This window comes from Kribbella sp. NPDC050459 (genome assembly GCF_040655315.1).
Classification (GTDB): Bacteria; Actinomycetota; Actinomycetes; order Propionibacteriales; family Kribbellaceae; genus Kribbella.
In genome coordinates, this window is record NZ_JBFAJQ010000004.1 from 201,144 (window position 1) to 223,002 (window position 21,859).

At 69.5% G+C, this 21,859-nt stretch carries 19 protein-coding genes; 12 read left to right on the forward strand and 7 right to left on the reverse strand.

All coding sequences use genetic code 11. The annotated features are described in order from the left end of the window. Window positions 1–17: 17 nt before the first annotated feature. The 8 genes from AB0I12_RS16960 (at window position 18) to AB0I12_RS16995 (ending at window position 8,378) form a co-directional block, all read left to right on the forward strand. Window positions 18–764 (forward strand): SDR family NAD(P)-dependent oxidoreductase, encoded by a 747-nt coding sequence (locus AB0I12_RS16960; RefSeq protein ID WP_359930078.1) that lies wholly within the window; start codon window positions 18–20, stop codon window positions 762–764. Then, on the forward strand, window positions 761–1,948 hold the full coding sequence (locus AB0I12_RS16965) for a CoA transferase (RefSeq protein WP_359930080.1): 1,188 nt from the start codon (window positions 761–763) through the stop codon (window positions 1,946–1,948). Before AB0I12_RS16960 ends, AB0I12_RS16965 begins: the two co-directional genes overlap by 4 nt. Further along, window positions 1,945–3,012: a hypothetical protein gene (locus AB0I12_RS16970; protein WP_359930082.1), complete on the forward strand. Its 1,068-nt coding sequence runs from the start codon at window positions 1,945–1,947 to the stop codon at window positions 3,010–3,012. The genes AB0I12_RS16965 and AB0I12_RS16970 overlap by 4 nt, the downstream gene beginning before the upstream one ends. After that, on the forward strand, window positions 3,005–3,778 hold the full coding sequence (locus AB0I12_RS16975; RefSeq protein WP_359930084.1) for an enoyl-CoA hydratase/isomerase family protein: 774 nt from the start codon (window positions 3,005–3,007) through the stop codon (window positions 3,776–3,778). The genes AB0I12_RS16970 and AB0I12_RS16975 overlap by 8 nt, the downstream gene beginning before the upstream one ends. A gap of 3 nt (window positions 3,779–3,781) precedes the next feature. Beyond that, complete coding sequence (locus tag AB0I12_RS16980; protein WP_359930085.1) at window positions 3,782–4,720, forward strand: MBL fold metallo-hydrolase; 939 nt, start codon at window positions 3,782–3,784, stop codon at window positions 4,718–4,720. A gap of 192 nt (window positions 4,721–4,912) precedes the next feature. Next, window positions 4,913–5,875 carry an ABC transporter permease subunit gene (locus tag AB0I12_RS16985; RefSeq protein WP_359930087.1) on the forward strand — a complete coding sequence of 321 codons (963 nt, stop codon included), beginning with the start codon at window positions 4,913–4,915 and terminating at the stop codon, window positions 5,873–5,875. Beyond that, window positions 5,872–6,771, forward strand: coding sequence for a carbohydrate ABC transporter permease (locus AB0I12_RS16990; RefSeq protein WP_359930089.1), 900 nt, complete (start codon window positions 5,872–5,874; stop codon window positions 6,769–6,771). The genes AB0I12_RS16985 and AB0I12_RS16990 overlap by 4 nt, the downstream gene beginning before the upstream one ends. Then, on the forward strand, window positions 6,768–8,378 hold the full coding sequence (locus AB0I12_RS16995; RefSeq protein WP_359930091.1) for a hypothetical protein: 1,611 nt from the start codon (window positions 6,768–6,770) through the stop codon (window positions 8,376–8,378). The genes AB0I12_RS16990 and AB0I12_RS16995 overlap by 4 nt, the downstream gene beginning before the upstream one ends. Window positions 8,379–8,422: 44 nt before the next feature. Here AB0I12_RS16995 and AB0I12_RS17000 read toward each other — a convergent pair whose 3' ends face one another. Then, window positions 8,423–9,649 carry an SGNH/GDSL hydrolase family protein gene (locus AB0I12_RS17000; RefSeq protein WP_359930093.1) on the reverse strand — a complete coding sequence of 409 codons (1,227 nt, stop codon included), beginning with the start codon at window positions 9,647–9,649 and terminating at the stop codon, window positions 8,423–8,425. Window positions 9,650–9,945: 296 nt separating this feature from the next. On the opposite strand from AB0I12_RS17000, the gene AB0I12_RS17005 reads away from it, so the two are divergent. Beyond that, entirely contained in the window at window positions 9,946–12,447 is a 2,502-nt protein-coding gene (locus tag AB0I12_RS17005) for a DUF3516 domain-containing protein (protein WP_359930095.1), read from the forward strand. On the opposite strand, the gene fabV is transcribed toward AB0I12_RS17005, so the two are convergent. Both fabV and murA read right to left on the reverse strand, forming a co-directional pair. Then, the gene (gene fabV / locus AB0I12_RS17010; protein WP_359930097.1) at window positions 12,434–13,606 is read right to left on the reverse strand and encodes an enoyl-[acyl-carrier-protein] reductase FabV; all 1,173 of its coding nucleotides are present in this window, start codon (window positions 13,604–13,606) and stop codon (window positions 12,434–12,436) included. The genes AB0I12_RS17005 and fabV overlap by 14 nt on opposite strands. A 13-nt stretch (window positions 13,607–13,619) precedes the next feature. Beyond that, the gene (murA, locus tag AB0I12_RS17015; protein ID WP_359930099.1) at window positions 13,620–14,906 is read right to left on the reverse strand and encodes a UDP-N-acetylglucosamine 1-carboxyvinyltransferase; all 1,287 of its coding nucleotides are present in this window, start codon (window positions 14,904–14,906) and stop codon (window positions 13,620–13,622) included. A gap of 49 nt (window positions 14,907–14,955) precedes the next feature. Between murA and AB0I12_RS17020 the strand changes: the two genes are divergently transcribed. After that, a complete protein-coding gene (locus AB0I12_RS17020) occupies window positions 14,956–15,537 on the forward strand; it encodes a cob(I)yrinic acid a,c-diamide adenosyltransferase (protein WP_359930101.1) in 582 nt (193 codons plus the stop codon). Between the two features lie 161 nt (window positions 15,538–15,698). Here the strand turns inward: AB0I12_RS17020 and sppA are convergent, their stop codons facing one another. From sppA to AB0I12_RS17040, 4 genes are read right to left on the reverse strand one after another with little or no spacing between them, the layout of a single operon-like run. Next, window positions 15,699–17,351, reverse strand: coding sequence for a signal peptide peptidase SppA (sppA, locus tag AB0I12_RS17025; protein WP_359930103.1), 1,653 nt, complete (start codon window positions 17,349–17,351; stop codon window positions 15,699–15,701). A 31-nt stretch (window positions 17,352–17,382) separates the two neighbouring features. Further along, window positions 17,383–18,357 carry a CU044_5270 family protein gene (locus AB0I12_RS17030; protein ID WP_359930104.1) on the reverse strand — a complete coding sequence of 325 codons (975 nt, stop codon included), beginning with the start codon at window positions 18,355–18,357 and terminating at the stop codon, window positions 17,383–17,385. Then, window positions 18,354–18,971: an RNA polymerase sigma factor gene (locus AB0I12_RS17035; RefSeq protein ID WP_359930106.1), complete on the reverse strand. Its 618-nt coding sequence runs from the start codon at window positions 18,969–18,971 to the stop codon at window positions 18,354–18,356. Before AB0I12_RS17035 ends, AB0I12_RS17030 begins: the two co-directional genes overlap by 4 nt. 43 nt (window positions 18,972–19,014) lie before the next feature. Further along, the gene (locus AB0I12_RS17040; RefSeq protein ID WP_359930108.1) at window positions 19,015–19,347 is read right to left on the reverse strand and encodes a hypothetical protein; all 333 of its coding nucleotides are present in this window, start codon (window positions 19,345–19,347) and stop codon (window positions 19,015–19,017) included. Between the two features lie 130 nt (window positions 19,348–19,477). Here AB0I12_RS17040 and AB0I12_RS17045 point away from each other — a divergent pair, with 130 nt between their 5' ends. Next, window positions 19,478–19,786 (forward strand): STAS domain-containing protein, encoded by a 309-nt coding sequence (locus AB0I12_RS17045; RefSeq protein WP_359930109.1) that lies wholly within the window; start codon window positions 19,478–19,480, stop codon window positions 19,784–19,786. Window positions 19,787–19,861: 75 nt separating this feature from the next. Further along, a complete protein-coding gene (locus AB0I12_RS17050; RefSeq protein ID WP_359930111.1) occupies window positions 19,862–21,841 on the forward strand; it encodes a protein meaA in 1,980 nt (659 codons plus the stop codon). The last annotated feature ends 18 nt before the right edge of the window (window positions 21,842–21,859 follow it).

Genomic DNA, 21,859 nt, shown 5'->3' on the forward strand with positions numbered 1-21,859 from the left:
AGAGTTCTAGAACAGCTATGGATACCGAAAGGTTCAAGGGCAAGGTCGCGCTGATCACCGGAGCCGCCTCCGGGATCGGCGCGGCCACCGCCCACCGCATCGCCGCCGAGGGCGGCGAGGTGATCATCTGCGACCGCAACCGCGCGGCCGCTCAGGAACTGGCCGCCGACATCGGTGGGCGGGCGTTCGAGCTCGATGTGACGGATCTCGAGCGGACTGTGGAGGTGGTCTCGGGGCTCGAGCGGGTTGATGTGCTGGTGAGTGCTGCTGGTGTGGATGTCTGCGACACCGTGCCGAACACCTCTCCGGACGAGTGGCGGACGATTCTCGACGTCGACCTGACCGGCGTCTACAACTCGTGCCGGGCCGTCCTGCCGCGGTTCATCGCGCAGGGCGGCGGGGCGATCGTGACGATCTCGTCCGCGATCGGCACGGTCGGCGAGCGGAACAGGTCGGCGTACTGCGCGGCGAAGGCCGGCGTCGAGAACCTGACCCGCGCGATGGCCCTCGACCACGGTCGCGCCGGCGTCCGCGCGAACTGCGTGGCGCCCGGACTCATCGACACGCCGCTGATCCGCAACGGAAAGGTCGGCGGCGAGGACGACCCGGGCGCCATGCAGGCCATGGTCGAGCGCCACCACGCGCTCGGCCGGATCGGGCAGCCGGCCGAAGTGGCGGCCGCGATCGCGTTCCTGGCCAGCGACGACGCCTCGTTCGTCACCGGCGCGGTCCTGCCGGTCGACGCGGGATGGACGGCGCAATGAACATCCTGGGCGGTTACCGGGTTCTCGACCTGTCGGTGGCGATGGCCGGTCCGCTGGCGGCGATGCGGCTCGGCGACCTCGGCGCGGACGTGGTCAAGGTCGAGCCGGTGACCGGCGAATGGCAGCGGCACACGTCCGCCGGCGGCGCCGCGGGCAACGAGGTCAATGCGTCCTTCCTGTCGCTGAACCGCAACAAGCGCAGTCTGGCCGTCGACCTCAAGTCCGAAGAGGGCCGCGAGCTCCTGTACGAGCTGGTGCGCACGTCGGACGTGTTCCTCCAGAACTACCGGCCCGGCGTAGCAGCCCGTCTCGGCGTCGACTACGACACGCTGCGCGCACTGAAGCCCTCACTGGTCTACGTCTCGATCTCCGGGTACGGCGAGAGCGGGCCGTACGCCGAGTGGCCCGGACAGGACCTGCTGGTGCAAGCGATGAGCGGTGCGCTGTTCAGCGCCGGCCGCCCTGACGAGCCGCCCGTCGCCGCGCCGTACTTCCTGGCCGACGCGGTCACGGCGTACAGCGCGTTCGAAGGTGTGCTGGCCGCGCTGCTGCATCGGGAGCGTGCCGGCGAGGGGCAGCTCGTCCAGGTGAACATGCTGGACGCGGTGATCGCCCTGCAGATGCAGGAGCTGTCGGTGCACACCGTCGGCGGCGTACCGCAGACGCGCTCCGAGGAGGTCCACGCGCACAGCTACATTCGTGCGCCGTACGGGATCTTCACGACCGCCGACGGGTACATCTCGTTGGCGTTCGCGAACCTGCCGGTGCTGGCGGAGGTGCTGGACGCGCCGCAGCTGGCCGGACTGGACGCGGAGCGCGACGGGTTCGCCCGCCGCGACGAGATCGCTGCCGCGGTGTCGACGGCGCTGCGACGGGAGTCCACCGAGCACTGGATGCTCAAGCTGCGTGAGCGTGGCGTGTGGTGCGGTCCGGTGCTGTCGTACGACGACCTGCGCACGGACCCGCAGGTGCTGCACAACGAGTCGTTCGTGACGTACGAGCACCCGACCGAGGGCACCGTGACGACACCGGGATTCCCGTACCGCTTCAGCCGGACACCTGCCGAGGTACACCGGCCTGCTCCGCTGGTCGGTGAGCACACCGACGAGCTGTTGTCGGAGCTTGGCGTCTCACCGGCGAGGCGCCAGGCGTTGCTGGACTCGGGCTCGGTGGTCGCGCCGTGACGGTGGCATTGCGCGGACTGACCTGGGACCACCCGCGGGGCTATCGGCCGCTGGAGGTGTTCTCACACCCGGAGGTCCAGGTCGAGTGGGACCGGCAGCCGCTGTCCGGGTTCGAGTCGACTCCGTTGGTGGAGCTGGCCGGGCAGTACGACCTGCTGGTGATCGACCACCCGGGACTGGGCGCGGCGATCGAGGCAGGCGCCGTACTGCCGGTGGAGGACGTGTTCTCGCCCGACGACCTGGCGTTGTGGGAGTCGCGGGCCGTGCCGCCGACGTGGGCGAGTTATCAGCTGGAGGGGCATGGATGGGCGTTGCCGTTGGATGCTGCGACCCAAACGTGCGTGTACCGGCCGGACCTCGCTACCCCGCCCGCAGCCTGGTCCGACGTACTGCGGCTGTCCGGTGTCGTCCTGTGCGTCGCAGGCCCACATGCGGGGTTGATGCTGCTGGGTCTTGCAGGAGACCGCAGTGGACACACGCTGCTGGACAGGCAACGTGCCGTTGCGGCTTTGGAGTTGTTGCGTGCGGTGTGGCGACGCAGTGATCAGAGTGCGGCCGACCTGGACCCGATCGGCATTCACGAGTTGCTGGTGGCTGGGGAGGCTGAGTACTGTCCGCTGGTTTACAGCTACGCCTACTACGGACACACGCTCGCCTGGTCGGCTGCGCCTCGGCTGTTCGATCAGGACTCGTCGGGGAACGGCACGCTCGGTGGGACCGGTCTGGCGGTGACGCCGCGGGCGTACTCGAAGGTGCTCGCCGTGACGAAGTACGTGCGCGGTCTCCTCGACGTACAGACGCAGCTGGAGCTGTCCGCGGTGGGTGGACAGTCGGCGGCTACCGCGGTGTGGGAGTCGCCACAGGTGGACCAGGCGTGGAACGGGCACTACTCCGCGACGCTCGAGACTGTGCGGACGTCGTACGTCCGGCCGCGGTTCGACGGCTGGATCGGGTTCCAGGACGAGCTGTCCGAGCGGGTGCGGGAGCTGCTCGGCAACGACGACGACCTCGACGCGGCGGTCGACCGGATCGAGGACGACTTCAAGAAGGTGCTCAATGGATGACGGCCGGATCCGCTTCGACCAGGACGGGTACGTCGGCGTGCTCACGCTCGACCGGCCCGCGAAGCTGAACGCGGCCACCCGGTCGATGAGCGCCGAGCTGCTCGACCTCATCCCGCGCATCGACGAGGAGCCGTCGATCCGTGCGGTCGTGGTGACCGGCGCCGGCGAGCGGGCCTTCTCGGTCGGCAGCGACATCGGCGAGCTCGACCGGTACGACGGCCCGTGGCACTTCCGGAACCGGCGCGACTACTGCGACGCGCTGCGCTCGTTGCGGACGCCGGTGATCGCGGCGGTCAACGGGTACGCGTACGGCGGCGGGCTGGAGCTCGCGCTGTCGTGCGACATCCGGCTGGCGTCGTCGGCCGCGAGCTTCGCGGCGGCCGAGATCAAGCTCGGCTGGATCGGCGGCGGGGGAGTGACGGCGCTGCTCGCCGCCTCGGTGCCGGCGAGTGACGCGGCGACGCTGCTGCTCACCGGCGATCCGATCGACGCCGCCGAGGCGCTGCGGATCGGCCTGGTCAGCAAGATCCTGGCCCCGGACGACCTGTTGCCGGCAGCAACCGAGCTGGCGCACCGGATCGCCGCCCGCCCGCCGGTCGCGGCCGCCGCGGCGAAGGCGAACCTGCGTGCGGCCTGGTCGATGGGGCTGGAGGCCGCCATCCAGTACGAGCGCGAGCTGCAGGCGGTTGCCCTCGGCACCCACGACGCCACCGAAGGCCGAGCGGCCTTCGCGGAACGGCGGACCGGAATCTTCGAGGGACGGTGAACCATGCCTAGCGAGATCGCACCGGGGATCCACCAGTTGGCGACCGACTACCCGCATGTGTGCGGACTGCCGCTCTGGCTGCACGTGATCGACGCCGGCTCGGAGCTGGTCCTGCTGGATGCGGGCATCGCGTCGACTCCCGAGTCGACGACGGCGCCCGAGCTCGCGGGCCTCGGCCTCGGGCTGTCGGACCTCACCCTGGTCGTCAACAGCCACGCACACCCCGATCACATGGGCGGCAACGCCGTACTGCGCAAGCACAGCGGCGCCCGGTTCGCGGCGCCCGCGCTGGAGGCCGGGTGGCTGGAGGACAACGATCGGCTGCTGACCGAGCTGTGGGGTTCGGATCCGGACGCGCTGGACCTCTCCGAGGCCGAGCGGACCGAGCTGCTGGAGATGCTGGACGACCGGGTCCGGATCGACCTCCTGCTGCGTGACGGCGATCGCCTGCCCGGCGAGCGGCCGTTGCAGGTGATCACGACCAGCGGCCACAGTCCCGGGCACATCGCCGTACTCGACGAGACCTCGCGGACCCTGTTCACCTTCGACGACGTGCAGGGCCGCGGCCGGCCGTACCTCGACAGCTCGGTCTGGCTGGCGCCGCTCTACACCGACGTCACGCGGTACACGAACGGGCTGACCCGGCTCCTGGAGCTCGACTTCGACGCGCTCGTACCGTCGCACGGCGACGCGATCGACGCGACCGCCGGCCGTAAGCTCATCGAGGAGAGCCTCGAGTGGGTCGCCGGCGTCGACGAACTCACCGCCCGGCTGCTCAGGAACAAGGGTTCGCTGACTGTCCGTAACCTGGCCGAAGCCATCGGTACCGAGCTGGGGGCGTACGGCGGTGTCAACTTGCAGACCGTGCGGATGGCCCGCGCCCACCTCGAACACCTCGCCCGCCGCGGCGCCGCCGAGACCCGCTGGCACCACCGCGGCTGAGCCGGTTTCGGCCAGACACTCCGACCAAAGCTGCGCGACTCCCCAAGACGCGACACAGTCGAACACAGGAGAACGGAAAGCGCTCTCCATCGTGGGGGGCGACGACCCTGGGAGTGTCGCGTGGCTCAAACAGATCGAATCCCCAGCCGGCAGACCATGGCCGGCGAACCGACCGGCTCCGGACCGCCGGGCGTGGCTACGGACAGTAGGTCCGCACCGCCCCGGCACAGCGCGAGCGGCAAACCGCTGTCCTGGTGGGCGCGGGCCCGCCGGGACAAGATCCTGCTGCTGATGGCCCTGCCCGGGCTGGCGCTGCTGCTGGCGTTCCACTACCTGCCGCTGCTCGGGAACCTGATCGCGTTCCAGGAGTACCTGCCGTTCGTGCCGCTCGGCCGCAGCGCGTGGGTCGGGCTGGACAACTTCGCGGTGATCTTCAACGGCGACCCGGAGTTCCTGAACGCACTCAAGAACACGCTGCTGATCACGCTCGTCCAGGTGATCTTCGTGTTCCCGGCGCCGATCGCGCTGGCGCTGCTGCTGAACAGCCTGCTGTCCGAGCGGATCAAGCGGGTCGTGCAGTCGGTCCTGTACCTGCCGCACTTCCTGTCCTGGGTGATCGTGATCGCGATCTTCCAGCAGATCCTCGGCGGCAGCGGGCTGATCAACAACTTCCTCCGCGAGCACGGGATGGGCACGATCGACTTCCTCGGCAACCCGGACGGCTTCATCGCGCTGCTCACCAGCCAGGTGATCTGGAAGGACACCGGCTGGGGGACGATCCTGTTCCTGGCCGCGCTGACCCAGATCGATCCCGGGCTGTACGAGGCGGCCCGCGTCGACGGCGCCTCCCGCTGGCGGCAGCTGTGGCACGTCACGGTGCCCGGGATCCGCGGCCTGATCATCCTGCTGCTGATCCTGCGGCTCGGCGACTCGCTGACCGTCGGCTTCGAGCAGATCATCCTGCAGCAGAACCTGGTCGGGAGACCGGCGAGTGAGGTCCTCGACACCTACGTCTACAACAACGGCGTACTGGCCGGCCAATGGGGCGTCTCCGCCGCGGTCGGACTCGTGAAGGGCCTGGTCGGCGTCGCCCTGGTGATCGGCGCCAACAAGATCGCCCACATCTTCGGCGAAGCGGGGGTGTACAAGAAATGAGTCTCGTACAGACGAAGGGGATCGACGACGGTCCCGGCGCGCCCACGCGGGCGGTGAAGGGCGTCGTGCTGTTGATCTGCTGCGCGGTCGTCATCATCCCGTTCATCGGTGTGATCGCGACCAGCATCGCCAGTCAGGAACACGTCACGAACTCCGGCGGGTTCGTGCTCTGGCCCGACGGCCTCAACCTGGACGCTTACAGATCGATCTTCAACGGCGGTGTCGTCCAGCGGGCCTTGCTGGTCAGCGTGGTCATCGCCACCGGCGGCACGCTGATCAGCCTGGCCGGGTCCACGATGCTGGCGTACTCGCTCAGCCGGCCGGGCTCGTTCGGGCAGAAGCCGATCCTGATGATCGTGCTGTTCAGCCTGCTGTTCAGCCCGGGCCTGATCCCGAACTACCTGGTGGTGAAGGAGTTCGGGCTGCTCGACTCGTTGCTGGCGCTGATCCTGCCGACGGCGATCAGCGGCTTCAACGTGATCGTGCTGCGCTCGTTCTTCATGGGCATCCCGGACTCGGTGCTCGATTCGGCCCGGATCGACGGCGCCGGCGACTTCCGGATCTTCTGGTCGATCGTGCTCCCGCTGTCCCGGGCCGTGCTCGCGGTGGTCGGGCTGTTCTACGCGGTCGGCTACTGGAACGCGTTCTTCAACGCGATGCTCTACATCAACGACACCGCGAAATGGCCGTTGCAGCTGGTCCTGCGCACGTACGTCGTCAACAACACCGAGTTGAGCAGCGGTGACCTCGGCGGCGCGGCGGCCGACCAACTGCCGCCGCAGGAGTCGATCCAGATGGCGATCCTGGTGGTGTCGCTGGTACCGATCCTGATCGTGTACCCGTTCCTGCAACGGCACTTCGCCAAGGGCATGCTGACCGGGGCGGTGAAGGGATGACGTTCAGCAGAAGGGCGTTCCTCGGCGGATCACTGGCCGCCGCGGCGGTCGGTGTCACCGGGTGCTCGACGGTGACCCGGTCCACCGACATCGCAGCGCTGAACAAGCCGGTCGCGCTCCCGACGTACAAACGCTTCGACGGCCCCAAGCCGGACCTGCCGCGCAGCCATCCGCTGATGCCGGACTGCTTCTACCGCTTCCCGGCGAACCCGACGAAGGTGACCAGCGGTACGCCGGGCGACGGGAGCGATGTGGTCGGCTCGACGCTGACCTCGAATCCGATCCCGCCGACGGCCGACCGCAATCCGTACTGGCAGGAACTGAACCGGCGGCTCGGGTCGCCGCTGGAACTGACCATCACGGCGGCGGCCGACTACCCGAACAAGTTCGCCACCGCGGTGGCCGGTGACACGCTGGGCGACCTGTTCAACGTGGACGGCGGCTTCGCCTACCTGCCGCAGTTCCTGGAGGCGCGGGCGCAGGACCTGACCGAGTACCTGTCCGGGGACGCGATCCTCGAGTACCCGTTCCTGGCGAACGCGCCGCAGGCGTCGTGGCGGGGCTGTGTGTTCTCGGGCGGTATCCGGGCGGTGCCGATCCAGCGCGGCGTGATGTCGACGAACACCCTGCTGGTCCGGCAGGACCTGCTCGACCAGTTCGGCGTCGAGATCGGGTCGCCGACCGTCGAGGAGCTGGTGAAGGTGGCGAAGGCGGTCACCGACGGCAAGAAGAACCGGTGGGGTTTCGCCGTACCGCCGACGGCGGCGGTCAGCGCGATGCTTCGGTTGCCGAACGGGTGGGAGGTGCGCGACGGGAAGCTCGTGCACAGCCGGGAACTGCCGGAGCACAAGGAGATGCTGGCGATCACCCGGCAGATGGTGAAGGACGGCCTGATCCATCCGGACGGGGTCGCGAAGAACAACCAGAAGGTCTGGTTCACGCAGGGCTCGGCGGTGATGACCCAGGACACGTACTCGTCGATCCAGAGCTTCTACCGGCGCGCGACGAACAAGAACTTCAGCATCGCGATCCCGGTGCCGCGCTCCGACGACGGGCAGGTCGGACGGGTGCTGCTCGGCTCGCCGAACAACTCGATCGCCGCGATCCGGCCGAGCTCGCCGGAGCGGATAAAGGCGCTGCTGCGGATCCTGAACTGGTTCGCGGCGCCGTTCGGGACCGAGGAGTACCTGTTCCGCAAGTTCGGCCTGCCCGGGCGGCACTACACGCTGAACGGAACCGATCCGCAGCTGACCAAGGACGGCGGGAGCGAGGTGTGCCTCGGCGAGTTCCCGGTCCAGTACCTGGCCGACGGTCCCTACCCCGCGTACTTCCCCGGCCATCCCGAGGCCGTCGACATGGCGTACAACCACCTGAAAGCCGTCCTCCCGACAGCGATCCTGCCGCCGGCGTACGGCCTCTACTCACCCACCCAGTCCACCAAGGGCAAGGTCCTCGACACCCGCATGGACGCCCTCACCAAGGACATCCAACTCGGCCGCGCCGACCTCTCCGCCTGGGACGAAGCCGTCACCAACTACCGCAAGTCCGGTGCCGACGCCATCCGAGACGAACTGGAACAAGCCCTCGCCATCAAGGGCGAGAAGTAAGGAATCCGGGTGCACCGCCCGAGCGGCGGTGCACCCGGTTCCGGCTACTGACAGCGAAGCGAGTCGAGGGTGGGGGCGTTGCCCATGGCCGCACTTCCCGCGTCGTTGGGGTGCAGGCCGTCGCCGCCGTCGTACGCCGCCGCGAGTCGCGCCGGGTCGGCGGGGTCGCGGGTGGCGGCGTCGAAGTCGGCTACCCCGTCGAACTCACCGCTGCTGCGGATGAACGTGTTGACCGCCTGCCGGATCGCCTCCTTCTCCGGCGTGTAGACGAACGAGCTGCCCATCGGCGTCAGCGTCCCGCCCACGATGCACCGGCCGGACGCGTGCACCCGCGTGATCAGCTGCCGGTACCCGGCGATCAGCTGTTCGGTCGTCGCCCCGGCGTAGATGTCGTTGATCCCCTCCAGCACCAGCACCGTCCGTACGCCGGGCTTCGTCAGCACGTCCTTGTCCAGCCGGGCCAGCGCACTCGCCCCGGCGCTGCCCGCCTTCGCGACCCCGCCGAGCACCCGGTTCCCCGAGATGCCCTCGTTCGAGATCGCGAGCCGCCGCGGTTCGGGCAGTTGCGCGTACCGGGCGGCGAGGACGTCCGGCCATCGCCGGTCGGTGTCGATCGTCGAACCGACCGACGACGTGATCGAGTCGCCGAGCGTCGCGACGGTCTGCACCGGCCGCGGCGCCTCGACGATCGCGGCGTTCAGGAAGAACCAGGCCGAAGACTCCGTCTGGTATGCCGTACTCGACTCGTCGGCCGCGTGATCGCCGGACGTCGACTTGTAGCTGTGCTGCATCGCCCGGTTGTGCGCGGTGATCACACCCGTCGTCCCGACCACGTGCAGGCTGACCGTCAGCTTGGTCAGCGCCGGCACCGCGCCCGGCAGCGGATCGCTGATCGCCATCGCGCCCGGCGGGATCGTCACCGTCGTGCTGCCGCCGAACGTCAGCCGCCGGCTCGTCCCGGGCACCACGCTCGCGCCGGTGTCCTGCCGCCCGACGTACACCGAGTCCGACACCAGCGGCTGGTCCCCGTTCGCGTTGGAGATCCGGATCCGCAAGTCCTCCCCGCCGACCGACGTCCGCAGCACGTTCCGCACCGTCATGTCGCTCAACGTCCCGCCGGCGATGTCGTCCGCCGCACCCCAGGTCGTCACCAGCCCCTCACCACCTCCCGTCGTCCCCTGATCGTCGGGCCCGGCCGCCACCAGCCCCGCCGCCCCCACCGCCGCCACCAGCAAACTCGCGCCCATCCGGCGCCACGAAGTAGAAGTCATGCCCATCAAGTCACCGTTGAATAGAAATGCTTGCAATCGTTTGCACTGTTTCTGTCGCCGAACGGTCCCCAAACCGAGCCGAACGGTAGGTGTGCAACCTCGACAGGATGTCTTCGTCCACCTCCGCCCTTGGTACGCCTGGCGCGTCTCCGGTCGCGGCGTGGTTGGCGGATACATCCTGTCGACGCTGCACGCGATGCCACCGCATCGAGCCGGCGGCGGCAGGCGAGCTACCGGACGGGTGCGCCGCACCCGGCAGCGCTGGTGGATTGTCCGGTCGGGGACAATGGTCGGTGATGACGCTGACTGAGAACGTTCCGGGGACGACCGAGCCCGACGACCTGTTCGACGCCTTTCAGGGATGGGTGACGGAGCAGGGGATCTCGCTGTACCCGGCGCAGGAGGAGGCGCTGATCGAGGTGATGACGGGGTCGAACGTGATCCTGTCGACGCCGACCGGGTCCGGGAAGAGCCTGGTGGCGACCGGCGCGCACTTCGCCGCGCTGGCCAACGGGCAGCGGACGTTCTACACCGCGCCGATCAAGGCGCTGGTGTCGGAGAAGTTCTTCGCGCTGTGTGACGTGTTCGGGGCGGACAAGGTCGGCATGCTGACCGGTGACGCCGCCGTCAACGCGGCCGCTCCGATCATCTGCTGTACGGCGGAGGTGCTGGCGAACATCGCCCTGCGCGAAGGCGCGGACGCGGACGTCGGCCAGGTGGTGATGGACGAGTTCCACTTCTACTCCGAGCCGGATCGCGGCTGGGCCTGGCAGGTGCCGCTGCTCGAACTGCCGAAGGCGCAGTTCATCCTGATGTCCGCGACCCTCGGCGACGTCGAGCGGTTCAAGATCGACCTGTCCCGCCGGACCGCCCGCCCGACGGCGATCGTTGCGTCCGGCGAGCGCCCGGTGCCGCTGATCTACAAGTACGTCACCACCGCGCTGCACGAGACGCTCGAAGAGCTGCTCACCACCCACCAGGCCCCGGTGTACGTCGTGCACTTCACCCAGGCGGCCGCCCTCGAACGCGCCCAGGCGCTGATGAGCATCAACGTCTCCTCGAAGGAGGAGAAGGAGAAGATCAACGAGCTGATCGGGAACTTCCGGTTCAGCAAGGGCTTCGGCCGGACGCTGCAGCGACTGGTGAAGCACGGCATCGGCGTCCACCACGCCGGCATGCTCCCGAAGTACCGCCGGCTCGTCGAGCAGCTCGCGCAGGCCGGGCTACTCAAGGTCATCTGCGGCACCGACACCCTCGGCGTCGGCATCAACGTCCCCATCCGCACGGTCGTCCTCACCGCGCTCAGCAAGTACGACGGACGCCGCCAGCGGATCCTGAAGGCGCGCGAGTTCCACCAGATCGCGGGCCGCGCCGGCCGGGCCGGGTACGACACGTCCGGCACCGTCGTCGTGCAGGCGCCGGACCACGTCGTCGAGAACGTCAAGGCTCTCGCGAAGGCCGGTGACGACCCGAAGAAGCAGCGCAAGGTGCAGCGGAAGAAGCCGCCGGAAGGGTTCGTCACCTGGGGCGAGGACACCTTCGACCGGCTGGTCGCGGCCGAGCCCGAGGCGCTCCGGTCGCGGATGCGGGTCAGCCACGCGATGCTGCTGAACGTCATCGCCCGCGACGGCAACGCGTTCGAGAGCATGCGGCGGCTGCTCCGCGACAACCACGAGGACGCCAAGGCGCAGGTGCGGCTGATCCGCCGCGCGATCCAGATCTACCGCACGCTCGTCACCGCCGGCGTGGTGGAGCGCCTCGACGAGCCCGACGAGAACGGCCGGATCCTCCGCCTGACCGTCGACCTGCAGAAGGACTTCAGCCTCAACCAGCCGCTGTCCACGTTCGCGCTCGCGGCGCTGGACCTGCTGGACCCGGCCGACCCGTCGTACGCCCTCGACGTGGTCTCGATCATCGAGGCCACGCTGGAGGACCCGCGGGCCGTGCTCTGGGCGCAGGAGCACCACGCCAGGGGCGAGGCGGTGAACGCGATGAAGGCCCAGGGCATCGAGTACGACGAGCGGATGGAGCTGCTCGAGGACGTCAGCTGGCCGAAGCCGCTCGCGGAGTTGCTCGAGGCAACATTCGAGATGTACCGGCAGACGCACCCGTGGATCGCGGACACCGGGCTGTCGCCGAAGGCCGTCGTCCGGGACATGTTCGAGCGCGCGATGACGTTCGGCGAGTTCATCGGGTACTACGGGCTGGCCCGCTCCGAAGGCATCGTCCTGCGCTATCTCAGCGACGCGTACAAGGCGCTGCGGCAGACCGTCCCGCCGGACAAGGTGAACGAGGACCTCGCCGACCTGATCGAGTGGCTCGGCGAGGTGGTCCGCCAGACCGACTCCAGCCTGCTCGACGAGTGGGAGGAGCTGACCAACCCCACCGAGGAGGAGGCGGCCGAGCCGACGCCGGCCGGTCCGCGCCGGATCACCTTGAACACCAGGGCTTTCCGGGTCCTGGTCCGCAACGCGATGTTCCGTCGCGTCGAGCTACTCGCCCTGCACCGCTGGGCCGAGCTCGGTCAGCTCGACAGCGAGGCCGGCTGGGACGCGGGCCGCTGGGCCGAGGCCGGTACGGCGTACTACGCCGAGCACGACGTCGTCGGCACCGGTCCGGCCGCCCGCGGTCCCGCACTGTTCCTGGTCGAGGAGCACCCGGGCTACTGGGAGGTCCAGCAGATCATCGACGACCCGGAGGGCAACCACGACTGGCGCATCACCGCGTCCGTCGACCTCAACGCCTCCGACGAGGCCGGCGAACTCGTCCTGGAAATGGTGTCGTTCAAGCCGTTGTAGGCCACTCCACGTCGACCTCGGTCTCGGCGTCGTAGTCCACGCCGGGTACGTCGAAGCCGTACAGGCGGCGGACTTCGGCGAGGAACCAGTCAGCGTCCGCGACCGACGCGATGTTGTCGGGCGTCACGGACTCCCACTGGGTGCGGACGGCGGACTGGACCTCGTCGTTGAGTTCCCAGCGGTCGAGGCGGATGCGGCCCTCGTCGTCCAGGTCGAGCGGGGTCTCGCCGGTGAGCTGATCCCAGAGCGCGATCGACTGCTCGACGGGGGTCTGCAGGCCGGTCACCTTGTGCAGCAGGCTGACGTACAGGCCGATGCCGGGGATCGCCGACGACGCCTGCGTGACGGCGGCGCCGTTCACCGACGTCATCGCGGTCACGCCGTCGGCGGCCAGCTTCAGTGCGGTCTGCTCCAGGTCCGCCTTGGCCGCGCCGATCGAGCCCTGCCGATACAGCCGGCCGGTCAGCTCGGAACCGATGTAGGTGAGGGCGACGGTGTTGAAACCGGGCTTGAGCAGGTCGCGTTCGCGCAGCGCGGTGATCCAGCGGGCCCAGTCCTCGCCGCCCATCACCTTCACGGTCTGCGCGATCTCGTCGTCGGTCGCGACCTCGATCCCGATCTCCTGCAGCACCGGCGCACCGTCGTCGAACGCGAGGCTCTTGGTGATGTGCGGCGCGCCGATGGCCTTCAGCGCCGACTGGTACGTCTCGCCGGTGCGCGGGTCCGTACGACGCGGTGCGGCGACGCTGTAGACCAGGTGATCGATCCCGCCGAGCTGCGAGGCGATCAGGTCGAGGACGTCGTCCTTCGTGGTGTCCGCGAACGCGTCGGCGTTCACGAAGGTCCACGAGCGGCCGAGCTGAGCGGCCAGCGCGGAGGTCTCCGCGGTCCGGTACCACCCGGCGGTCGCCGTACGACGGGCGGTGGCGGCCTTCTCGAAGCAGATGCCGATGCCGTCGATCCCGTACCGCGCGAGCCCGGCGATCGTCGTCGCGAGCCCGTACCCGGAACTGGATCCGATCACCAGCGCCGTACGCCGCTCCGCGGGACGCTGTTCGACCTCTGCCGCCATGTCCCGCACGACCTGTGCACACCCGGCCGGGTGCGAGTCGAGAAACAGGAAACCCCGACCCACCGGCTTCACCACGCGCTCAGTCATGCGGAGGAGCTTATTAGCTCCAGTACATCTCTGCGTCGTCAGGTTCCACGACGACGTCGGCGCCGAGACGGCGGAGGTTGCCGGCGAAGTCGGTGTAGCCGCGGTGCACGTGATGGGCCGCGGACACCAGCGTCTCGCCCTCGGCGGCGAGGCCGGCCAGCACCAGCGCGGCCCCGGCGCGGATGTCCGAGGCGACCACGGGCGCGCCGGACAGCCGCGGTACGCCGCGGACCACGGCGTGATGCCCGTCGGTCTGGATCTGGGCACCCAGCCGGGTCAGCTCCTGCGCGAACGTGAACCGGCCCTCGAACAGGTTCTCGGTGACCATGGCGGCGCCGTCGCTGATCGCGTTCAGCGCGATCACGAACGCCTGCAGGTCGGTGGCGAACCCGGGGTAGGGGAGCGTGACCACGTCCACCGGCTTCGGCCGGTCGTGCATCCGGACCCGGAAGCCGGGGTTCAGCACGGTGATGTCCGCGCCGGCCCGGTGCAGCTTGTCGAGCGGCAGTTCGAGGTGCTCGGCGTGCCCGTTGGCAATCGTCACGTCACCCTTGGTGATCGCGGCCGCGAACGCCCAGCTGCCGGACACGATCCGGTCCGGCACCACCACGTGCTCGACCGGGTTCAGCAGCCCGTCCACGCCGGTGATCTCGATCCGCGGCGAGCCGGCGCCGTCGATCTGCGCGCCCATCTCGACGAGCATCGCCGCGATGTCCTGGATCTCCGGCTCGCGGGCGGCGTTCTCGATGATCGTCGTCCCGCGCGCGAGCACCGCGGCCATCATGATCGTCTCGGTGGCGCCGACGCTCGGGAAGTCCAGCCAGACCTCGGCGCCGTGCAGGCCCTGCGGGGCCTCGGCGATCACGAAGCCGTGCTCGATGTGCACCTTCGCGCCCATCGACTCCAGGCCGGCGACGTGCATGTTCAGGCCGCGGGAGCCGATGTTGTCGCCGCCCGGCAGCGCGACCTCCGCCTGGCCGCAGCGGGCCAGCAGCGGACCGAGCACCGAGATCGACGCGCGCAGCTTGCGGACCAGGTCGTAGTCGCACTGGTGCCCGATGGTGCCCGGTACGGCGATCGTCGCGAGCCGTTGCTCGGCGTCCACCGTCACCTCGCACCCGAGGGTGTCCAGCAGTTGCGCCATGAAGGTGACATCGAGAATGCTCGGCACCTGCCGCAGCGTCGTCGTACCTTCCGACAGCAGCGCCGCCGCCATCAGCTTGAGCACACTGTTCTTCGCCCCGGCCACCTCGACAGCGCCCTCGAGCCGTGCCTCACCCGCGATTCGAAACCGTTCCACCGGTCGACTGTAGCGTTTGACCTCGCCGGGCTTTGCGTAGAGTCCTGGCATGGCTGTGAACTTGACGCGGATCTACACCCGCACCGGTGACGCCGGCGAGACCCGTCTCGGCGACAACTCCACGACCTCGAAGACGGACCCGCGACTGGCGGCGTACGGCGAGGTCGACGAGGCGAATTCCGCGATCGGGGTGGCCATCGCGGCCGGGCACCTGAACAGCGCGATCGTCGTGCTGCTGACCCGGATCCAGAACGACCTGTTCGACGTCGGCGCGGACCTGTGCAACCCGATCACGCCCGACCCGGAGTACCCGCCGCTGCGCATCACCCAGGACTACGTCGACCGGCTCGAGTCCTGGTGCGACGACTACAACGGTCGTTTGACCAAGCTCCGCTCGTTCATCCTGCCCGGCGGCACCGAGGGCGCCGCGTACCTGAACGTCGCGCGCGCGGTCGTCCGCCGCGCCGAGCGGGCCGGCTGGGCCGCCGTCGAATCTCACGGCCCGTCGATCAACCTGCTCGCGATCACCTATCTGAACCGCCTGTCCGACCTGCTCTTCATCCTCGGCCGGGTCGCCAACCTCTCGTCCGGCGGCGACGTCCTCTGGGTCCCCGGAGGCGAGCGGGACTAGGCCCTGTCTGGCAATCCATCGCCTACTGCGGGGCACTCGGCACGGCACCTCGCCGCACGGGTGCAAAGGCCACGATGCTCCGCATCGAGACCTTCGCCCCCGCACGCCGATGCACCGCACCGAGCACCTCCTCGCTACGGCGCTGGATTACCAGACAGGACCTAACTGATCTCCCAGCTGAAGGGCATCCGCAGGACACCGGCCGGCGGCAGGCCGAGGGCGGTGTAGAGACCGGTGGTCAGGCCGTCGAGCGTCAAGGGCGCCGCGCTGACCGCCAGATCATCGGTCGTCGTCGGGGCCTTCAGCTGACTCAGCAGGTTGCGGTGCGGGACCGACGTCACGGCGATCTCCTCGCGGTCCAGACCGGCCCGGTTGCAGGCGAGTGTGAGCGCGTGCTGGAAGCCGCCGAGTTCGTCGACCAGCTTGTGACTGTGCGCGTCCGCACCGGTCCAGACCCGTCCGCGAGCCAGCGACTCCAGCCTGTCTTCGGGCAGCCCGCGGTCCTGGGCGGCCTTGGCGACGAAGTCCTTGTAGATCCGGTCGAGCGTCTCCTCCAGGCGCGCCCACTGCTCGTCGGTGAACTCTTCCTGGGCCGAGTACATCTGCGCGTTCTCACCCTCGGACACGGCCTCCCGCGAGATGCCGATCCGCCCCAGCGCGTCGCGGACGACGCCCTTGCCGGTCAGCACGCCGATCGACCCGGTGATCGTGCCCGGCTGGGCCACGATCACGTCGGCCGGCATCGCGACGAAGTACCCGCCGGACGCTGCCACTCCGCCCATCGACGCGATCACAGGGCGTCCGGTCGAGCGCAACCGCAGTACCTCGTTGCGGATCGCGTCCGAAGCGACGTACGAACCGCCTGGGCTGTCGACTCGCAGGACGACCGCCTTCACCTGGTCGTTGTCCGCGACAGCGCGCAGCGCGGCGCCGATGGTGTCGGAGCCGGAGCCAGGGCCGCCGAGCGGGCTGTTCGAGTTGCGGCCGACCGAGATGCCGCCTGTCACGCGGACCACCGCCACCAGCGGCTTCTGCGGCCAGGGGAGCGCCTTCCGGACGTCTTCGAGGGTCCGCGGACCACGCCGGATGTACCGCTCGGCCAGCAGCCGGTTGTCGTACTGGAGCGTCTTCTCGAGCTCGTCGTACACGTCGGACCGGTAGCCGAGCCGATCGATCAGTCCGGCATCCAGGCCGGCCTGTGCGGCCAGTGGTGCGCTGTCGACGAGCTCCCGGACCCGCGCGGTGTCCAGACGCCGCCGTACGGCGATGCCCTCGACGATCTGCTCGTACGCCGACTCCGCGAGCCGCGAAGCCATCTCGCGGGCCGGCGGGGTCATCTCCCGCTCGGTGAACGTGTCGGCAGCGGTCTTGTACTCACGCCGCTTGCCGAACTGCGGGATCACGCCGGCCTTGTCGAGCGCGCCGCGGACGAAGACGGCCTGCACCGAGACGCCGGTGACGGCCAGGTCGCCGGACGGCTGCAGCCAGATCTCGTCGAACGCGGTCGCCAGGTAGTACGGCACAGTTCCCTGACCGGACTCGCCGAACGACTCGGTCCACGCGACGGCCGGCTTGCCCGACGTACGGAAGTCGGCCACCGCCTCACGCAGCTCCTGCACCTGCGCGAGCGACAGCCGGTGTCCGCCGAGGTGCGCCACGATCCCGACCACACTGTCGTCACGCGCCCCCTTCCGCAGCGCGCCCACCAGCTCGCGCAGTGTCGGCAGGTGCCGCGCCCGGAACGCGGCCACCGGGGAAGCGGGCGGTGTCTCGAGCACACCGCGGGTCAGATCCAGCTCAAGCAGAGTCCCCATACCCCGACCCTAGACCCCCACCAAAGACCGGCTACCGGACAGCGGTGGAGGGCGGGGTCGGCTCGTCGTCGGTCCAGCCGGACTCGAGGACGACGGTGGACCCTGTTTTCGGCCCGCGAATCGTGGAGCTGAGCAGGCGCCCGGTGACCGGATCGATGATGTATGTCGCTCCGCTCCAGAACAGACCGGTCCGCGTACCGCTCGGCTTGACGGACGTGATGCTGACCTCGGTGCCGGTGCGGCCGATCGGGTCCTTGATGCCGGTCCGGATCCGTGTCCCGGGCAGGGCAGCCAGCACCCGCAGGGCAGCGCCCCGGAGCTTGGGCGGCGACGGCATCTCGAACAGCAGCCGTCCGGCCGCGGCGAACACGGCGTAGTCCTGGTCGGCCGCGTTCAGATCCGGACCCGCCGTCTTGGCGAGGACCTTGCGGAGCACCGCGGGGTCTGTCGGCAGCGCAGCGATCTGCTTGGCGCTCAGCGGTTTCTCACCCAGGAAGTAGCCCGGCGGCACGTCGCGGAACGACATCTTGTTCACCACCGGCGCGGTTTTCTCGCCAAGGTTCACCCAGCCGAACCAGGAGGCGACGCCCGGCTTCATCGGCATCCAGCTCTCGGTGATGGTCCGCCGCGCGTATTTGCCGGTGGTCATCTGCAGACTCCGCACCCGGAAGTACGTGCCGGACACCTTCTCGTCCTTCTCCTGCCGTACGGCGACAGCGATCAACACCTCGGCCGCAGTGGCGAGCCGCGGCGCAGTAGTGGTCGTTGGCCCGCTCGGCACGGTCCCGTCGTCGCCGCGCCCCACCAGCAACGCGCCGCCGAGCCCCGCCACGGCCACCAGCGCGGTGGCTGCGGTAACGGCGGTCCCGAGCCAGCCGGTCCGGACGAAGGACACGCGAGGCTTGCGCGTCAGCTCCTGCAGCTGGCGACGCGCGTCCGCCGCCGCCTCGGGAGTCGGCGGCTCCTGCTCCGGAAATGCCTTCCGCAGTACGTCGAACTCGTTCACGACGCGTCCTCCGAAGGATTTGTGACCGCTGCCCGTACCGTCCGGCGGGCCCGTGACAGTCGCGAGCACACTGTGCCGTAGGCGATTCCCAGCGCGGCCGCGACCTCGTCGTACGTCAGCTGCCCGAGCGCGACGAGCAGCAGGACCTCCCGGTCCTTCGCGTTCAGCTTCGCCAACGCGGCGGCCAGTTCACGGGACGCGCCTTGCGCCGTCACCAGTGCCGTCACCCGGTCGTCGTGTGCTCCCGCGGGCAGCGGCGCCGGCAGCTTCGCCGCGGCCCGCCACGCCCGGACCTCGTCGCGCCGGTGCCGCCGGATCAGGTTGGTCGCGATCCCGTACAGCCACGCCCGGACCGCGCCGCTGCGCCGGTCGAACCGCTCCCGCCGGCGGAACGCGATCAGGAACGTCTCGGCGGCCAGGTCGTCCGCCACATCGGTCCCCAGCCGGCGCGCGACGTACGCGTGCACCTGGCCGTAGTACCGGTCGAAGATCACCGCGAACCGCTCCGGCTCGCGCACCGACGCCTCCAGCACGCGGGCGTCGTCGGTGACGGGTGCGACATCGCGCCAGGTTGGATTCTGGTACGGAAACGCGACCCCAGCTTCAGACGTCATGGTGGAGTGACGCCTGAGATCGCTCTCAGGTGGACACGGCCGCTCAGGGAGCGTCGAGCAGGCCGCGGGCGGCGGCCTCGTCCCGCGGCCAGACGTATACCGTCCAGCCCTCGGTGGTGCGAGCCGCGGTCGCCTTGATCCCGAAGATGCGCAGGCGGCTGACCAGCACGCGGGCCTCGTTGTAGTTCGGCACGGTGCGGATGTCGACGAGCAGGCCGAAGGCGTCCCGCTCGGCCGGGCGGTGGTCGACGCGGCGGACCAGCGATCCGCCCTTCGCCTTCGAGAACGCCCAGCGGCAGAGCAGGACCATCACGCCGGCCAGAGCGAGGGCCACGACCGGGAAGAGGAAGTACTGCTCGGCGAACACGGACACCATTGTCGCGCGAAACAAAAGATCGTGAGGCCTTGGCAACCTTCCGGGTCTCCGGGGAGTCTTTACGGACACAAGCGCTGTCACGCGGCCGATGGAAACCTCGGGGGCCGCCGGAAGAGCGGAGGGCACGCACATGCTCGAGCCTGACAACGTGGTGCATCTGACCGGGATCCTGGACGTGCGCTCGGTCGGCGACGTCCGTCAAACTCTCAACGACCTGATCGACGCCTCCGACGGCGACGTGATCGTCGACCTGGAGGAGGTCGACGCGGTCGACGCGACCGGCCTCGGCCTGCTGGTCGCGACCCATCGCCGCACCCAGCTGCTCGGCCGCCAGCTGGTCCTCTGGCACCCGATGCCGTCGGTCGTCCGCATCCTCGCGGTCACCCGCCTGCACCGCGTCCTCAAGGTCGAGCGGACACCCCTACCCATCAGCGCCTGAATGTGACCCACACCCCTGGTGACGCCAGTCACGAGGAGCGGACTCACAAGGGCACAGAGTCCTACTCTCGGGTACATGGCGACCGACAAGGATCGACCCTGGGTGATGCGGACGTACGCGGGCCACTCGTCCGCGGCGGAGTCCAACGCGCTGTTCCGCCGGAACCTCGCGAAGGGCCAGACCGGGCTGTCGGTCGCCTTCGACCTGCCCACCCAGACCGGGTACGACGCGGACCACCCGCTCGCGAAGGGCGAGGTCGGGAAGGTCGGCGTACCGGTCGCGCATCTCGGTGACGTCCGGGCGCTGTTCGACCAGATCCCGCTGGCGCAGATGAACACGTCGATGACCATCAACGCGACCGCGATGTGGCTGCTCGCGCTCTATCAGGTGGCCGCGCAGGAGCAGGGCGCGTCGCCGGCCGAGCTGACCGGCACCACGCAGAACGACATCGTCAAGGAGTACCTGTCCCGCGGCACGTACGCGTTCCCGCCGGACGCCTCGCTGCGGCTGACCACCGACCTGATCGCGTACACGGTCGCGGACATGCCCAAGTGGAACCCGATCAACATCTGCAGCTACCACCTGCAGGAGGCCGGCGCGACGCCGGTGCAGGAGCTCGCCTTCGCGCTGTCCACCGCGATCGCGGTCCTCGACCGGGTCCGCGACGGCGGGCAGGTGCCGCCGGAGCGGTTCGGTGATGTCGTGCAGCGGATCTCGTTCTTCGTGAACGCCGGTGTGCGGTTCATCGAGGAGACCTGCAAGATGCGCGCCTTCGTCCAGCTCTGGGACGAGCTGACCCTGCAGCGGTACGGCGTCACGGACCCGAAGGCCCGCCGGCTGCGGTACGGCGTCCAGGTGAACTCGCTCGGCCTGACCGAGGCGCAGCCGGAGAACAACGTGCAGCGGATCGTGCTCGAGATGCTCGGCGTGACGCTGTCGAAGAACGCGCGGGCGCGCGCCGTCCAGCTGCCGGCGTGGAACGAGGCGCTCGGGCTGCCGCGCCCGTGGGACCAGCAGTGGTCGCTGCGGATGCAGCAGGTGCTGGCCTACGAGTCCGACCTGCTCGAGTACGACGACATCTTCGACGGCTCGCACGTCATCGAGGCGAAGGTGTCGGCGCTGGTCGACGGCGCGCGCGAGGAGATCGACCGGGTGCAGGCGATGGGCGGTGCGGTCGCCGCCGTCGAGACCGGGTACCTGAAGCAGGCGCTCGTCGCGTCGCACGCCGAACGGCGGCAGCGGATCGAGTCCGGTGAGCAGGTCGTCGTCGGCGTGAACAAGTTCGAGAGCACCGAGCCGTCGCCGCTGACCGCGGACCTGGACACCGCGATCCAGACCGTCGACCCGGCGGCCGAGGCGGCTGCGCTCGAGTCGCTGCGGACCTGGCGTGCCGAGCGGGACGAAGCCGCCGTCGAGACCGCACTGTCGAAGCTGCGCGCGGCGGCCAAGACGACCGACAACCTGATGCCGGTGACGCTGGAGTGTGTCCGCGCCGGTGTGACGACCGGGGAGTGGGCCGGGGTGCTGCGGGAGATGTACGGCGAGTATCGCGCACCGACTGGGGTCGCCGGCTCCGTCGGTGTGTCCGGCGGCGGCGCCGAGATCGCCGCGGTCCGGGACAAGGTGGCCGCGACGTCCGCGGAGCTGGGCGGCCGGCTCCGCCTCCTGGTCGGCAAGCCCGGGCTCGACGGCCACTCGAACGGCGCCGAACAGGTCGCGGTCCGGGCGCGCGACGTCGGTTTCGAGGTCATCTACCAGGGCATCCGCCTGACGCCGGAGCAGATCGTCGCCGCCGCGGTCGCCGAGGACGTGCACTGCGTCGGCCTCTCGATCCTGTCCGGCTCTCACATGGAGCTGGTCCCGCAGGTCGTCGACGGTCTTCGCGAGGCGGGTCTGGAGGACGTCCCGGTCGTCGTCGGCGGCATCGTCCCCGACGCCGACGCCAAGGCACTGCGCGCGGCCGGGGTGGCCGCCGTCTACACCCCGAAGGACTACGACCTCACCGGCATGATGTCGGACGTGGTCGACGTGATACGCCACGCCAACAGGGTGTAAGGCATGGTAGAAGGAGAG

Bases quoted from the DNA above. Each gene is read 5' to 3' on its own strand.
- AB0I12_RS16960 (WP_359930078.1), top strand. From the start codon at position 18: ATGGATACCGAAAGGTTCAAGGGCAAGGTCGCGCTGATCACCGGAGCC.
- AB0I12_RS16965 (WP_359930080.1), top strand. From the start codon at position 761: ATGAACATCCTGGGCGGTTACCGGGTTCTCGACCTGTCGGTGGCGATG.
- AB0I12_RS16975 (WP_359930084.1), top strand. From the start codon at position 3,005: ATGGATGACGGCCGGATCCGCTTCGACCAGGACGGGTACGTCGGCGTG.
- AB0I12_RS16980 (WP_359930085.1), top strand. From the start codon at position 3,782: ATGCCTAGCGAGATCGCACCGGGGATCCACCAGTTGGCGACCGACTAC.
- AB0I12_RS16990 (WP_359930089.1), top strand. From the start codon at position 5,872: ATGAGTCTCGTACAGACGAAGGGGATCGACGACGGTCCCGGCGCGCCC.
- AB0I12_RS16995 (WP_359930091.1), top strand. From the start codon at position 6,768: ATGACGTTCAGCAGAAGGGCGTTCCTCGGCGGATCACTGGCCGCCGCG.
- AB0I12_RS17000 (WP_359930093.1), bottom strand. From the start codon at position 9,649: ATGACTTCTACTTCGTGGCGCCGGATGGGCGCGAGTTTGCTGGTGGCG.
- AB0I12_RS17005 (WP_359930095.1), top strand. From the start codon at position 9,946: ATGACGCTGACTGAGAACGTTCCGGGGACGACCGAGCCCGACGACCTG.
- fabV (WP_359930097.1), bottom strand. From the start codon at position 13,606: ATGACTGAGCGCGTGGTGAAGCCGGTGGGTCGGGGTTTCCTGTTTCTC.
- AB0I12_RS17020 (WP_359930101.1), top strand. From the start codon at position 14,956: ATGGCTGTGAACTTGACGCGGATCTACACCCGCACCGGTGACGCCGGC.
- sppA (WP_359930103.1), bottom strand. From the start codon at position 17,351: ATGGGGACTCTGCTTGAGCTGGATCTGACCCGCGGTGTGCTCGAGACA.
- AB0I12_RS17035 (WP_359930106.1), bottom strand. From the start codon at position 18,971: ATGACGTCTGAAGCTGGGGTCGCGTTTCCGTACCAGAATCCAACCTGG.
- AB0I12_RS17040 (WP_359930108.1), bottom strand. From the start codon at position 19,347: ATGGTGTCCGTGTTCGCCGAGCAGTACTTCCTCTTCCCGGTCGTGGCC.
- AB0I12_RS17045 (WP_359930109.1), top strand. From the start codon at position 19,478: ATGCTCGAGCCTGACAACGTGGTGCATCTGACCGGGATCCTGGACGTG.
- AB0I12_RS17050 (WP_359930111.1), top strand. From the start codon at position 19,862: ATGGCGACCGACAAGGATCGACCCTGGGTGATGCGGACGTACGCGGGC.